Here is a 14,166-nt window from a genome sequence, read left to right as displayed (position 1 = left end):
AGAACGTGCAAAGGCAGTGGAAGTAGACATAGTCAATCAACAGCAAGGCATTAAGCGCGCTATGCTAACGCATCGGCAGCTATCAAAACATGTGAAAGGAGAGATCGTGACGATCCCGAATACTTCCATGCTACGCCCTCTCTACAAAGCCGCCCAGGTGCGCGAGCTGGATCGGCGAACTATCGCCGGTGGTATCGATGGTTTTGCATTGATGCAGCGCGCGGCCTCAAGCGCTTGGCACAGCTTTCGTTCGCGCTGGCCACAGGCACGTAGCTTAACCGTGATGTGTGGAAGTGGTAATAACGGGGGCGACGGTCATGTGCTGGCAGCACTGGCCATGCAGTCTGGCCTCAAGGTGCAGCGAGTGACGCTCAAGCCCTTGGATGAGCTAAGCGGCGACGCCGCCCGAGCTGCGCAATTGGCCACCTCTGCGGGCGTGGGTTGTGAAGAGTGGGAGGCAGGCACTGTATTGACGGGCGAAGTCATTATTGATGCCTTGCTAGGCACCGGTTTGACGGGTGACGTTGAGGGTCGCTTTCGGCGGGCCATCGAAATGGTCAATGCCGCTCAACGGCCGGTGCTCGCCATTGATATTCCCTCTGGGTTGGTCGCCGACACCGGTGCTGTGCCAAGCCTTGCCGTTAAGGCCACCTGCACGGTGACCTTTATCGGCGATAAGATCGGTTTGCATACGGGCGATGCGCCCGCTTACACCGGCGAGATCGATTTTCGTCCGTTGGGGGTGAAGTCCCAGGCGTATTTTGATATTCCCGCCACGGCGTGGCGGCTTGACGATTCGCTACTGATCGATGCCTTTGCCCCGCGCCTGCGCACGAGCCATAAAGGCTCGATGGGCCATGTGTTGGTCATGGGGGGCGCTCCCGGCTTTGGTGGCGCGGCGCTGCTGGCCTGTCAGGCCGCCGCACGTCTTGGGGCGGGCAAGGTGAGTCTGGCGACAGCACCGGAACACATATCGGCGAGTTTGGTGCGCTGCCCTGAAGTAATGGCTCATGGCATTCGTGGCGGTGCTGAAGCCGCTGAGCTACCTGCGACGGCTGATGTTGTCGTGGTTGGCCCTGGCCTTGGGCAAGCAGCCTGGGGGCAGGCCATATTACAGAGTGCGCTGCAGTCAGAGGCGCCATTGATCGTCGATGCAGACGGGCTGAATCTATTAGCGCGCCAATGGCCAGAGGTACGGCGCGACAACTGGATATTGACACCTCACCCCGGTGAAGCCGCGCGGCTACTAGGGTGTTCTGTGGCGGATATCCAGGCTGATCGGCCTGCCGCTGCCCAGGCGCTACAGCGGGCACGTGGCGGCGTGGTAGTTTTGAAAGGCGCAGGGAGTTTGATTGCGGGTCCCAGTGGTCTAGTGGTGTGTCCCTATGGAAACCCTGGTATGGCCAGCGGTGGGATGGGGGATGTGCTCAGCGGCATGTTGGGAGCCATAGTAGCGCAGCGTGGTGATGTCGAGCTTAGTGCTTGGCTCGCCACCATGGTGCATGCGTTAGCAGCTGATCGTGCGGCAGCGCATGAAGGTGAACGTGGCTTGCTGGCCAGTGATCTGGCATCCTATGCGCGAAAATTGATTAATCCGTGAAGGCAGCCCCCATGCAGGTGCAACTAGATAATGAAGAGGCCCAGGTCGCGTTTGGTGAAGCGCTAGGGCATGCATTGCAACGCCGTGGGCTGGTGTTCCTTGAAGGTGATCTAGGCGCGGGCAAAACCACCTTAACCCGTGGCATCTTGAAAGCTTATGGCCACCAGGACGCGGTCAAAAGTCCTACCTATACGCTGGTAGAGCCCTACGAGCTGGGCTCTCAGCGAGTGTATCATTTAGATCTGTATCGCTTATCCGATCCTGAAGAGCTTGAGTTTATCGGTGGCCGCGATGTATTGGCCGACGAGGCAGTGTGTATTATTGAGTGGCCCAGCCGGGGAGAAGGGTGGTTACCCACGCCTGACCTGCGCCTTGCTTTGGAAGTGGCTGCTCAAGGCCGTTTGATCACTTTAACGGCTTGCAGTGATTTGGGCGCGCGTATCCTGACACTGCTTGAGCGTCAGGCCCCGGAAGCAAGCCTAGCCGGTGGAGCAAGTAAGGTAAGCGACGATCAGTTGGAGAATGGTGTGATTCAATGGAAATGAAGGCCGCTGCGGCTCGTGTATATCGTCTATTGACCGTTAGTTTCTTTGCCCTTGCGGCGGCCAACGTTCAGGCGTCCAGCGTCGAAAGCATGCGCTTGTGGGCGGCGCCTGATCACGCGCGTCTGGTATTTGACCTATCTGCGGCCACCAGTGCTAATGTATTTTCATTACAAAATCCTGAGCGTTTAGTGATCGATTTAGACGATACGCAAATGGATACTGACCCGGATACCTTGCCCCTTAACGACAGTGCCATTACATCGGTGCGAACGGGTACCCGTGAAGGCGGCGGTTTGCGCGTTGTGCTCGAGCTCAATCGCGCCGTCGAGCCACGCCATTTCACCCTGACGCCGAACGATCAATACGGGCACCGGCTGGTGGTGGATCTTGAGTATCCGGGTGAAAGCGCGGTTGAGAATCCCATTGATCCTATCGAGGCGATGATTCGTGAGCAGGAAATCCAGGCCCAGCGCGCCACTGCCCAAGCACAACTGCCGGGGAGTGTAGCGCCACCAATCAACGAAGCACCGGCTGAAGTGCAGGAGGCCAAACCGCATCCGCGTAGAGATATCATTATTGCTGTGGATGCTGGGCACGGTGGCGAAGATCCCGGGGCCATCGGCCCTTCAGGAACCCGTGAAAAAGACGTGGTGCTGGAAATTGCCCGTCGTTTGGCGTCTGAGGTCAATGGTACGCCGGGCTTCAAGGCGGTGCTAACCCGCGATGGTGACTACTATATTGGGCTGCGTCAGCGCACCGCACTGGCCCGCGAGCAGAAGGCGGACTTCTTCGTCTCCATTCACGCCGACGCCTTTACCAGTCCTCGCCCTCAAGGCAGTTCGGTTTATGCGCTCTCTCAACGTGGCGCTACCTCGGAAACCGCTCAGTGGCTGGCGGATAGCGAAAACCGCTCCGATTTGATCGGCGGCGTCGATGGGAGTTTATCACTCCGCGATAAGGATCAGGTGCTGCGCGGCGTCTTGTTAGATCTCACCATGACCGCCACCTTGAATGACTCTCTCTCGATTGGCGGGCAAGTGCTGGAACAGTTGGCGCGGGTGAATCGGTTGCACAAATCGCGGGTCGAACAGGCCGGATTCATGGTGTTGAAATCGCCAGATATTCCTTCTCTATTGATCGAGGTTGGTTTTATTTCTAACCCGGACGAGGAGCGCCGCCTGCGTGATCCGGTGCACCAGGGAGGTCTGTCTCAAGCGATTTTCAGTGGCTTGCGCGACCACTTCCAGCGTTACCCGCCGCCGGCTAGTTTGCTTGCATGGCAACGCGATAACCAACGTCGCCCTTCGGGGAACGAATACCGTATTCAGTCAGGCGATACCCTGTCGGCGATAGCTGTTCGTCACGGTGTGCCGGTGAATCAACTGAAGCAGGCCAATGATATTAATGGTGATGTGATACGGGTCGGCCAAGTGTTGCAAATCCCCCGTTCATAAAAATCGTTCTTGAGGTGTTGTGTTGACTGAGATGACCGCTGCTACGCCGCGTATTCAGGTACTCGACCCACGGTTAGCCAACCAGATTGCGGCTGGCGAGGTGGTTGAGCGCCCCTCGTCGGTCACCAAGGAGCTGATAGAAAACGCGATCGATGCCGGCAGCCAGCGCATTGAAGTTGAAATTGAGCAAGGCGGCACGCGGCTTATCAAGGTGCGTGATGACGGTATTGGTATCGGCGAAGATGATTTGCCGCTTGCTTTGGCGCGCCATGCCACCAGTAAGATCGGTAGCTTGGAAGATTTAGAAGGCGTTAGCTCGTTAGGTTTCCGGGGCGAGGCGTTGGCCTCGATTAGCTCTGTTTCTCGTTTGGAGCTCATTTCTAACGCGCAGGAAGACCCCCGCTATGGGTGGCGGGTAGTCGCGGAAGGTCGAGGCATGGAGGCGCGAGTAACGCCGGCACCTCACCCCCGGGGAACCAGCGTTGGCGTGCGCGACCTGTTTTTTAACACCCCCGCCCGACGCAAATTTCTGCGCACCGAAAAGACCGAATTCGCGCATGTGGAAGAAGCCTTTCGCCGTCAGGCGCTATCACGCTACGACATCGCTTGGGTGTTACGCCACAATCAAAAAGTGATTCACCAGCTTCCCCCGGGGCACTCGGCGGCCGCTCGCGAACGGCGGATTGCTTCACTGTTGGGTAAAAACTTTATTGAGCACGCCCGCTATATCGAACGCGAAGCGGGAGGTTTACGGCTAAGCGGTTGGGTGGGGCTGCCCACTCATTCTCGTTCCCAGGCTGACCAGCAATATTTTTTCGTTAATGGGCGCGTGGTGCGCGACCGCCTGGTGGCCCATGCGGTGCGCCAGGCGTATCGCGATGTGCTGTTTAACGGCAGGCATCCGGTGTTTGTACTCTATCTGGAGCTTGACCCAGACGTTGTCGACGTCAATGTCCACCCGACGAAACATGAAGTGCGTTTTCGCGATGGCCGCATGGTGCATGATTTTCTGTACTCCAGTCTGCATCACTGTCTGGCATCCTCTAAGCCTGCAGAAAGCGATGAACAAAATAGCGTCGAAAAGGCAAATGATTTAGCTGCTTCTCAGCAGCAAGAGCGTGGACAGCCGCCCCAGGGAGAAGCGGGGGTGGGTGAAAACGCCGAGCAGCCGCGTTGGCAGCAACAGGGCATTGCGCTTACTCACTCGCCACATCGCCACCCAGGTGCTGAGCGTGTGCGCCGCTTTATGCAGGGCTATCAAGCGCTGCATCCCAATCATGAAGAAACGCTGTTAACACCCCAGGCGAACACCACGGGTACAGAAAGCGGTGAAGTGCGTGAAGCCCCACTGGCGATGCCTGATAACGACCCCACGGCGGCGCCACCGCTTGGGTTTGCGCTGGGCCAGCTGCACGGTATTTATATCCTGGCTCAGAATGCTCAGGGGTTGGTGCTGGTAGATATGCATGCCGCTCATGAGCGGATCGTTTATGAACGGATGAAAACACAGCTAGCCGCGGTTAAAGGCATAGATGCCCAGCCGCTGCTAGTGCCTGTTTCCATCGCCGCCAGTCGGGCAGAGGTGGCGACCGCTGAGAGCGAGCAAGAAGCGATTGCTAAGTTAGGTATCGAGCTGGATGTCGCTGGCCCAGAGACGCTGCTGGTGCGCCAATTGCCAGCGCTCCTTTCACAGGCAGACCCCGAAGCGTTGGTGCGTCAGATGTTAGAAGAGCTGGCGCGCTATGGGCGCACGCATCAGGTCGAGGCTCGACTGCATGAGCTGCTCTCTACCATGGCGTGCCACGGCAGCGTGCGCGCCAATCGGCGGCTCACTATTGATGAAATGAATGCTCTGCTACGTGATATGGAGCGCACGGAGCGCAGTGATCAGTGTAATCATGGCCGACCCACCTGGACCCAGATGGGCCTAAAAGCGCTTGATCGGCTGTTCTTAAGAGGGCAGTAGCGGCACGATCATAAATTTAATGATTGATAAATAGTGGAGCATTACCCGCGCATGGCTGATACGCGCCCTTGGGCGATTTTTTTGATGGGTCCGACGGCCGCCGGGAAAACCGACACCGCGATGGCGCTACATGAGCGCTTGGGACATGAGCTGATCAGCGTTGATTCGGCGATGGTCTATCGCGGCATGGATATTGGTAGCGCCAAACCTAGCCCGGCTGAGCTTTCCCGAGCCCCTCACTACTTGATCGATATCCGCGACCCAGCATCACCATACTCTGCGGCTGATTTTCGCGAAGATGCCCTCTCTTTGATGCGACAAATCAGCGCGGCGGGCAATGTGCCTCTCTTGGTAGGCGGCACGATGCTTTACTACAAGCGCTTAATTGAAGGGGTGGCGGACTTGCCTGCTGCAGACCCGCTTATTCGCCAGCAGCTTGAAGCGAAGTGGCAAAAAGAGGGGCTTTTATCGCTGCATAAGCGCTTAGCCGAAGTGGATGCCGTTTCCGCTCAGCGCATTCATCCCAACGACCCGCAACGCTTAATGCGCGCACTCGAAGTGTACTATGCCAGCGGGCGTCCGATGAGTGAGTTATGGGCAGAGCAGTCGCGGGAAACCTTTCCATGGCGCGTGTTGTCGATTGCATTGGCACCGAGTGACCGTCACCTTTTACATCAACGCATCGCCAAGCGCTTTGAACTAATGATGGCGGAGGGCTTGATAAATGAAGTCGCTGCCCTCAAAAAGCGTAATGACTTACATTTAGGCCTGCCAGCGATGAAAAGTGTGGGGTACCGCCAAGTGTGGGAATACCTCGAAGGTGAATATGATTATGCCACACTGGTAGAAAGGGGTGTCATTGCCACTCGCCAGCTCGCCAAGCGTCAGCTAACGTGGTTAAGAAGTTGGCCATCGCTCGAGTGGGTAGATTCTCAACGCCCTGACGCGCTTGATAAGGTGTTGAAAATCGTGCGTGAAAGCGGTGCTTAGCGTAAGATAGTCCGTTAGGATAGCGATTTAGTAAGCGTATGTTTTCGAAGGGTCGTTAGATACTTTCGACGACATTAGGCCTTCCAGGCAAAAGATTGCGGCGTAGCACTAGTAGGGCACGCCATTTGAAAATTAACCCCAACGACAGTTTTAGGGAGAGCAACATGTCCAAAGGGCAGTCCCTTCAAGACCCTTACTTGAACATTCTGCGCAAGGAGCGCATTCCGGTCTCCATCTTTTTGGTCAATGGCATCAAGTTACAAGGCCAGATCGAATCGTTTGACCAGTTTGTTATTTTATTGCGCAATACCGTTAGCCAGATGGTTTATAAACACGCTATTTCTACGGTGGTTCCGTCTCGCAACGTACGCTTGCCTGCGCAAGACCCGGCAGAGCAGGATGCGGAGATTTAACACCGCTGGATAAGCAAGAGATTCCACGAGGTATTGATTGTTTTTCGAACGCCCAGACGCCGGTGAAACGGCAGTTCTTGTTCATGTCGATTTCCATGATGAGCAAAAACGTGAAGACCCGGGTGAGTTTCTAGAGCTCGTACGCTCTGCGGGTGCAGAGCCTGCGACTCTACTCACTGCCAGCCGCCATCGACCTGACTCGCGCACTTTTATCGGTTCAGGTAAGTTGGAAGAGTTGCGGGCACTGCTCGCCGCTCATGAAGCCGAGTTGGTGATCTTCAATCACAGCTTAAGTCCCTCCCAAGAGCGCAATGTTGAGCAAGAGCTCAAGTGCCGAGTGTTGGACCGTACCGGTCTTATTCTCGATATTTTTGCGCAACGGGCAAGAACCCATGAAGGTAAGCTGCAAGTAGAGCTTGCCCAGCTTGAATACATGTCGACTCGCTTGGTACGCGGGTGGACACACCTTGAACGCCAAAAAGGCGGGATTGGCCTACGGGGTCCTGGTGAAACACAGCTCGAGACGGACCGGCGTTTGTTACGTGGGCGGATTAAGTCCATTCACAAACGATTGGATAAAGTGCGCAGCCAGCGTGACCAGAACCGTCGTGCCCGTGCCCGCGCTGAAATTCATAGCGTCTCGTTGGTGGGTTACACCAACGCGGGTAAATCAACGCTGTTTAATGCGTTAACGAATTCCGAAGTGTATGCCGCTGACCAACTGTTTGCGACGCTCGACCCGACGCTAAGACGGCTTGAAGTTGAAGACGTTGGGCCTGTGGTGATGGCTGATACCGTTGGGTTTATCCGCCACTTACCGCATAAATTGGTAGAAGCGTTCCAGGCCACGCTTCAGGAGGCTTCAGAAGCGTCCTTGCTGGTGCATGTGATTGATGCGGCAGACCCAGACCGTGAGTTAAACGTAGAGCAGGTAGAGCTAGTGCTAAAAGAGATCGGCGCTGATGATGTGCCGGTTCTCAAGGTCATGAATAAAATCGATAAGCTCGACAGCGCGCCCCGTATCGAGCGAGATGGCCATGGGGTGCCGGAAGTCGTTTGGCTCTCGGCTCAGCAGGGCCAGGGGCTGGATTTATTGCATGAGGCCCTGAGCGAGCGTTTGGCAAACGATGTCATTGGCTTTTCGCTGACACTGACGCCTGAGCAGGGTAAGCTGCGTGCTGGCCTGCATGAACTTAATGCTGTTCGTGAGGAAGCGTTTGATGAGCAAGGGCATTCGGTACTGGATGTTCGATTGCCTCGGCGTGATTTCAACCAATTAATGGCTCAACTAGGTGAGCGTGCCAACCACTATTTACCCGAAGCGTTGCGGGAAGTTGATGAGTGGTAAGCGGCTCATTGCGCATTTTAAAGCGTTATCTGTATTCTAAATTGTATAAAGATGGTACAAGTTTTATAAAGCAATAATATCAAAGTGCGATGCTAACGCGTCATGCGGTGGCATCAGCGCTAGCGAATACCTTAGTGGAGACGAAGTATGGCCTGGAATGAGCCTGGTGGTGGCAACCAGCATGACCCTTGGAGTAGTGGCGGCCGACGCGGTGGAAACGATGGCGATGGCAACCGTGGCAGTAATAATGGTGGCAATGGCGGCAACAATGGCAATAAAGGAGGCAACAACCAAGGACCTCCTGATTTGGATGAAGCGCTGAAAAAGTTTCAAGACAAGCTCAATAGTATGTTGGGTGGCAGCAAAAAGGGCGGCGGCAAGAAGGGCGGTGGCGGCAGTGATGGCAAAAATCGCAATCCCTTTGCACTGCCTGGGTTGCTAGTTGTTGTTGCGCTGGCGATATGGGCGGCCATGGGTTTTTACTTAGTGGACCAGTCCGAGCGTGGCGTTGTCCTTCGCTTTGGTGAATTCCAAGGTATCGTTGAGCCTGGTCTACAGTGGAATCCGCCATTGATTGATGATGTGCGTATGGTCAATGTGACGCGGGTACGGTCACTTACCCAAACGCAGTCCATGCTGACCCGCGATGAAAATATCGTTGAAGTAGAGATTTCAGCTCAGTACCAAGTCGCTAATCCACGCGATTTCGTTCTGAATGTGCGTGATCCTGCTATTTCGATTGAAAACGCATTGGACTCGGCGTTGCGCCACGTGGTGGGGGGTACTGACATGATCGATATCCTAACCTCGGGTCGTGAGATTCTGGGCAGTTCAGTCTCAAGCCGTTTGCAGTCTTATCTCGATAACTATGGTGCTGGTATTCGCTTACAAACCATTAACATTGAATCGACGTCGGCCCCTGCACCGGTAATCGACGCGTTTGATGACGTTATCCGCGCCCGCGAAGATCGTCAGCGTACGATTAACGAAGGGATGGCATACGCTAATGCGATCATCCCTGCAGCTCAGGGTCAGGCGCAGCGTCTCGTTGAGCAGGGCCAAGGGTATCGCGAATCGGTCGTTGCGGAAGCGCAGGGTCAAGCCAACCGCTTTAACTCACTGCTTTCCGAGTACGGTAATGCGCCGGAGGTCATGCGTGAACGTATGTACCTAGACACGATGGAAGAGGTGTTTGGTAATTCGCCGAAGGTGCTGCTGGATGTGAGCGAAAACGCCCCATTAATGTATCTACCGTTAGACCAGATGCGTGGCGCTACTAGCGGTAATCGAAGCAATTCATCGTCTGGCAATGCCGAGAACAGCAGCGATGAGCAGTTAGATGCTGATCTGCTCGAGCGCTTACGTAGCACCCAGAGCAGCTCCTCGACGTCGAATAGCAGTAGTAATAACGGCATCCGCAGGGAGGGCCGGTAAATGATTAATAATCGATCCCTGCTGATAGTGGGTGGTCTGGCTGCCGTTGCGTGGCTGGCGAGCAACACTCTGTATGTAGTAGATGAAACCGAGCGGGCGGTTAAGCTGCGCTTTGGTGAAGTCATCGAAGAGAATATTCAACCTGGCTTACACGCCAAAGTGCCGATTGCGCAAACCATCCGTAAGTTTGATACGCGGTTGCTGACGCTGGATACCGACACTAGTCGCTATCTGACGCTTGAGCAGAAGGCAGTTATCGTCGATTCTTACGTTAAGTGGCAGGTGGTTAACCCAACGCGCTACTACGAAGCGACGGCAGGTGATGAGCTAATGGCTATTCGGCTGATTCAGCCGCGCGTGGATGAAAGCCTGCGTAACGAGTTTGGCCGTTTGAATCTTCAGGAAATTATTGCTGAACGTCGCGATGATCTGATGACCGGCCCCACTGCAGAGCTCGATGAGCTGATGCGTGAAGAGCTTGGTGTGGCTATCCGCGATATTCGAATTAAGCGGATCGACCTGCCCGAAGACGTGTCGGCAGCGGTGTTTGAGCGGATGCGCTCTGAGCGTGAGCGTGAAGCCCGTGAGTGGCGTGCGCAGGGTCAAGAAGAGGCCGAGCGAATTCGCGCTAACGCCGATCGTCGCCGCCAGGTGTTGCTTGCCCAGGCTAATGAGCGAGCCGAAACCCTACGCGGTGAAGGGGATGCCCAGGCTGCCGCGATCTTCTCTGAAGCCTACAGCCAGGATCAGGAGTTCTTCTCCTTTTGGCGTAGTCTAGACGCCTATCGTAATAGCTTTGCTGATGATGGCAATCTGATGGTGTTGGAGCCGAATAGTGATTTTTTCCGCTATTTGCGTAATCCAGAGCCAGAAGGTAGCGAAAGCGATAGCGAGTAAGTGGTTTTAGGCCGGTGTTCTTCGTCTCGTCATTCCTAGGACGTGGCGGGGTTTATCCGGCCAATAAACGTGATAGAATTCATTAACCGGGCGTCGCCCGGTTTTTTTGTGGCCCTCATTTAACGCTGGCGTCGGCAATCATATTGCTTCGTTACTGCTTGAGTTTGTTGGGCCTTCATCGTCTTGCAGGATTGTTTACATGACCATCGCTGACCGCTGGCTACTGCCCGACGGCATGGATGAGGTGCTTCCGCCTCAGGCAAGCCGCATGGAAGAGCTGCGCCGTGCGCTGCTCGATCTTTACCATTGCTGGGGCTATGACCAGGTAATGCCGCCGCCGGTGGAGTTTCTAGACTCCTTGTTAACGGGGACAGGTACCGATCTTGATCTTCAGACTTTCAAGCTCACTGATCAGTTAACAGGTCGGATGATGGGCGCCTCGGCGGACGTAACGCCGCAAGTAGCGCGCATGGACGCCCACTCGCTTAAGCGTCAGGGGCCTGTGCGCCTTTGTTACTGCACCAATGTGCTAAGGGCTAAAGCGGATCAGCACCAAGGCGGGCGCAGTCCGGTGCAGGTCGGCGCTGAACTGTTTGGCCATGCAGGGCTTGAGGCAGACAGTGAGATTATCCACCTGGCGCTGGCTAGCATGGAAGCCGCCGGGGCTAAGGAAATCCACTTAGCACTCGGCCATATCGGCATTTACCGCAGTCTTGTGGAAGCCGCTGCACTCAGTGATGAGCAAGAGAGCGCGCTATTCGAGGCGCTGGCTCTCAAGTCGCCGACGCAGCTTGTACAGCTTGTCGGTGCTAGCGTTAACGACCCGGCGTTAGCCGATATGTTGCTGGCGCTGGGTGAATTACACGGTGGTGCCGATATTTTAAGCCAAGCGCGCGAGCGTTTTGCGGGGGCACCTGCCTCGGTGACAGCGGCGCTGGATCAATTAGAGGCACTTTATCAAGGCGTGCTGGCGCGTTTTGACGTATCGCTCTACTTTGACTTGGCTGAGCTGCGTGGCTATCAATACCATACAGGGATGATGTTTGCTGCCTATGTCCCGGGCTATGGTCATGCGCTGGCAAAAGGCGGGCGCTATGACGATACAGGACGGGCCTTTGGCCGTGCGCGCCCTGCAACCGGGTTCTCGATGGATTTGAAACAGCTGGCGTCGTTGGCGCTGGCGGCTGAAAGCCGCGGCAGTATTTGGGCATCCGCCCAGCAGGATGAGTCGCTCAACGCTGCCATTGTTGCACTGCGTGAGCAAGGGGAACGCGTAATTCAAGCGCTGCCTGGGCAGCGTACTGGGCCGGCGGAGCATGACTGTGACCGCCGTCTTGAGCTTATCAATGGCCGTTGGCAGCCAACGGCCCTGACACAAGAGACGAGTGCATCATAATGGGTAAGAATGTCGTAGTGCTGGGCACCCAATGGGGTGACGAAGGTAAAGGCAAGATCGTTGATCTGTTGACAGAATCCGCCTCTGCGGTGGTGCGCTTCCAAGGTGGCCACAATGCGGGCCACACGCTGGTCATCGACGGCGAAAAAACCGTTCTGCACCTGATTCCCTCCGGTGTTTTGCGCCCAGGCAAAACCTGCGTCATCGGCAACGGAGTAGTGCTTTCGCCTGAAGCGCTGATCAAAGAGATCCGCGAACTCGAAGCTAAAGGTGTGCCGGTGCGTGAGCGCCTGCGTCTGTCACCGGCTTGCCCGCTGATTCTGCCTTACCATGTGCGCTTGGATCAGGCCCGTGAGAAAGCCCGCGGTATCGCCAAAATTGGCACCACCGGCCGGGGTATCGGACCTGCTTACGAAGACAAAGTCGCCCGTCGAGGCCTACGCTTGGGTGATATGCTTCACCGTGAGCGGTTTGCTTCCAAGCTGGGCGAAGTGCTCGACTACCACAACTTCGTGCTGGTGAATTATCACGGCGAACCGGCAGTCGATTTCCAGGAAGTACTCGACGGCGCGATGCAAATGGCCGAAGAGCTACGCCCAATGGTCTGTGACACGGTCAGCATGGTGCACGACCTGCGTAAAGCCGGTGAGAATATCCTGTTCGAAGGCGCGCAGGGATCGCTGTTGGATATCGATCACGGTACTTATCCCTACGTGACCAGTTCTAACACCACGGCGGGCGGCACGGCCACCGGCTCTGGCGTCGGCCCGCTCTATTTGGACTACGTGCTGGGTATCACCAAGGCGTATACCACCCGTGTTGGTTCAGGTCCGTTCCCCACGGAGCTGTTCGATGTCGATGGCCGTCACCTTGCCGAGCGTGGCCACGAGTTCGGCGCTACCACTGGCCGTGCACGTCGCTGTGGCTGGTTTGACGCCGTGGCCCTGCGTCACGCGGTGCAGATCAACTCGGTTTCCGGCATCTGCCTGACCAAGCTCGACGTACTGGATGGCTTGGAAAATATCCGCGTTTGCGTTGGTTATCGCAGTAAAGACGGTGACGTGTTGGATAACCCGGTGGATTCGGAAGGCTACGAAGCGGTTGAACCGCTTTATCAGGATCTGCCGGGTTGGAAAGAGTCGACCCTGGGGGCCAAGCGCGTAGAAGACCTGCCGGCTAATGCCCGTGCCTACATTAGTTTCCTCGAAGAGAAAGTGGGCACCAGTATCGACATTATCTCCACCGGCCCCGATCGCATGGAGACTATCGTTCTGCGTAACCCTTTCGATAGTTAATTCACGTCTAGCCGGGTGTAGGCATCCGATGCGGTTTAAACGGTTTAGGGGCAACGGCGTTGCCCCTTTTGCATCTATAAGCGGTATTAAAAATCGATCCCTCGGCGCGCCTGTAAGCCATTATTGAAAGCGTGGCGCACTTCCTGCATTTCGGTCACTGTATCGGCCATGGCGACTAGCTCGCGGTGGGCATTTCTTCCCGTCATAATCACTGTCTGTTCTGTCGGCCGGTTTTCCAGCGCTTGTTTAACGGTTTCGATGTCCAGGTAGCCGAACTTGAGCATGTAGGTGATTTCATCAAGCACCACCAGGTAGGTTTCTGGGTCCGCTAGCATCCGCTCAGCGTCTTTCCATACCGCTTGGCATGCTTCTGTGTCTGCCTGGCGATTCTGGGTGTCCCAGGTAAAGCCGGTGGCCATTATCGCCACCTCGAGGTTAGTGTCTTCCTCCAAGCGATTGCGCTCACCGCACTCCCAGAGCCCTTTAATGAACTGCACCACGCCAACCTTGTAGCCATACCCTAAGGCGCGAGTGACAGTGCCCCAGGCGGCTGTGGTTTTGCCTTTCCCGTTACCGGTGTTAACAATGATTAAGCCGCGTTGCTCATCAGCACTAGCGACTTTTTCGTCGACGCGTGCTTTGAGTTTTTCCATTGATGCTTTATGGCGGGTGTCTCGATCGCTCATGGTCTCTCCTAAATAGGGGGTTCAAAAACGCTAGCTGAGAATATGTCGGCCATCCTAAGCGGTAACGCCTTGGCTGAACATGTCAGTAAACACTTGTTAGGCTAATTTGCGTACAACTATTTTTCGATATAATGAAAGGCTT

Annotated in this window: 12 protein-coding genes; 11 read left to right on the top strand and 1 reads right to left on the bottom strand. The window is 55.7% G+C overall.

The genetic code is table 11. The annotated features are described in order from the left end of the window. Positions 1-127 precede the first annotated feature (127 nt). The 11 genes from ACUN8H_RS00640 (at position 128) to ACUN8H_RS00590 (ending at position 13,338) form a co-directional block, all read left to right on the top strand. Positions 128-1,600 (top strand): NAD(P)H-hydrate dehydratase, encoded by a 1,473-nt coding sequence (locus ACUN8H_RS00640; RefSeq protein ID WP_445531061.1) that lies wholly within the window; start codon positions 128-130, stop codon positions 1,598-1,600. A gap of 11 nt (positions 1,601-1,611) precedes the next feature. Then, positions 1,612-2,145, top strand: a complete 534-nt coding sequence (gene tsaE / locus ACUN8H_RS00635; RefSeq protein ID WP_445530270.1) for a tRNA (adenosine(37)-N6)-threonylcarbamoyltransferase complex ATPase subunit type 1 TsaE — start codon at positions 1,612-1,614, stop codon at positions 2,143-2,145. Next, positions 2,136-3,599, top strand: a complete 1,464-nt coding sequence (locus tag ACUN8H_RS00630; RefSeq protein WP_445530269.1) for an N-acetylmuramoyl-L-alanine amidase — start codon at positions 2,136-2,138, stop codon at positions 3,597-3,599. Before tsaE ends, ACUN8H_RS00630 begins: the two co-directional genes overlap by 10 nt. Positions 3,600-3,630: 31 nt before the next feature. Continuing rightward, the gene (mutL, locus tag ACUN8H_RS00625) at positions 3,631-5,565 is read left to right on the top strand and encodes a DNA mismatch repair endonuclease MutL (protein WP_445531060.1); all 1,935 of its coding nucleotides are present in this window, start codon (positions 3,631-3,633) and stop codon (positions 5,563-5,565) included. Between the two features lie 51 nt (positions 5,566-5,616). Further along, positions 5,617-6,555: a tRNA (adenosine(37)-N6)-dimethylallyltransferase MiaA gene (gene miaA / locus ACUN8H_RS00620; protein ID WP_445530268.1), complete on the top strand. Its 939-nt coding sequence runs from the start codon at positions 5,617-5,619 to the stop codon at positions 6,553-6,555. A 164-nt stretch (positions 6,556-6,719) separates the two neighbouring features. After that, positions 6,720-6,968 carry an RNA chaperone Hfq gene (gene hfq / locus ACUN8H_RS00615; protein ID WP_007114649.1) on the top strand — a complete coding sequence of 83 codons (249 nt, stop codon included), beginning with the start codon at positions 6,720-6,722 and terminating at the stop codon, positions 6,966-6,968. Positions 6,969-7,005: 37 nt separating this feature from the next. Beyond that, the gene (gene hflX / locus ACUN8H_RS00610) at positions 7,006-8,316 is read left to right on the top strand and encodes a ribosome rescue GTPase HflX (protein ID WP_445530267.1); all 1,311 of its coding nucleotides are present in this window, start codon (positions 7,006-7,008) and stop codon (positions 8,314-8,316) included. Positions 8,317-8,463: 147 nt separating this feature from the next. Beyond that, positions 8,464-9,750 carry an FtsH protease activity modulator HflK gene (hflK, locus tag ACUN8H_RS00605; RefSeq protein ID WP_445530266.1) on the top strand — a complete coding sequence of 429 codons (1,287 nt, stop codon included), beginning with the start codon at positions 8,464-8,466 and terminating at the stop codon, positions 9,748-9,750. After that, positions 9,751-10,647 (top strand): protease modulator HflC, encoded by an 897-nt coding sequence (hflC, locus tag ACUN8H_RS00600; protein WP_445530265.1) that lies wholly within the window; start codon positions 9,751-9,753, stop codon positions 10,645-10,647. 199 nt (positions 10,648-10,846) lie between these two features. Next, positions 10,847-12,043: an ATP phosphoribosyltransferase regulatory subunit gene (locus ACUN8H_RS00595; RefSeq protein WP_445530264.1), complete on the top strand. Its 1,197-nt coding sequence runs from the start codon at positions 10,847-10,849 to the stop codon at positions 12,041-12,043. Further along, positions 12,043-13,338 (top strand): adenylosuccinate synthase, encoded by a 1,296-nt coding sequence (locus ACUN8H_RS00590; protein WP_290695301.1) that lies wholly within the window; start codon positions 12,043-12,045, stop codon positions 13,336-13,338. The genes ACUN8H_RS00595 and ACUN8H_RS00590 overlap by 1 nt, the downstream gene beginning before the upstream one ends. Positions 13,339-13,424: 86 nt before the next feature. Here ACUN8H_RS00590 and cobO read toward each other — a convergent pair whose 3' ends face one another. Then, the gene (cobO, locus tag ACUN8H_RS00585; protein ID WP_445530263.1) at positions 13,425-14,024 is read right to left on the bottom strand and encodes a cob(I)yrinic acid a,c-diamide adenosyltransferase; all 600 of its coding nucleotides are present in this window, start codon (positions 14,022-14,024) and stop codon (positions 13,425-13,427) included. Positions 14,025-14,166 lie beyond the last annotated feature (142 nt).

Source organism: Vreelandella sp. V005 (genome assembly GCF_052645115.1).
This window is presented reverse-complemented; position numbering and strand designations above follow the sequence as displayed.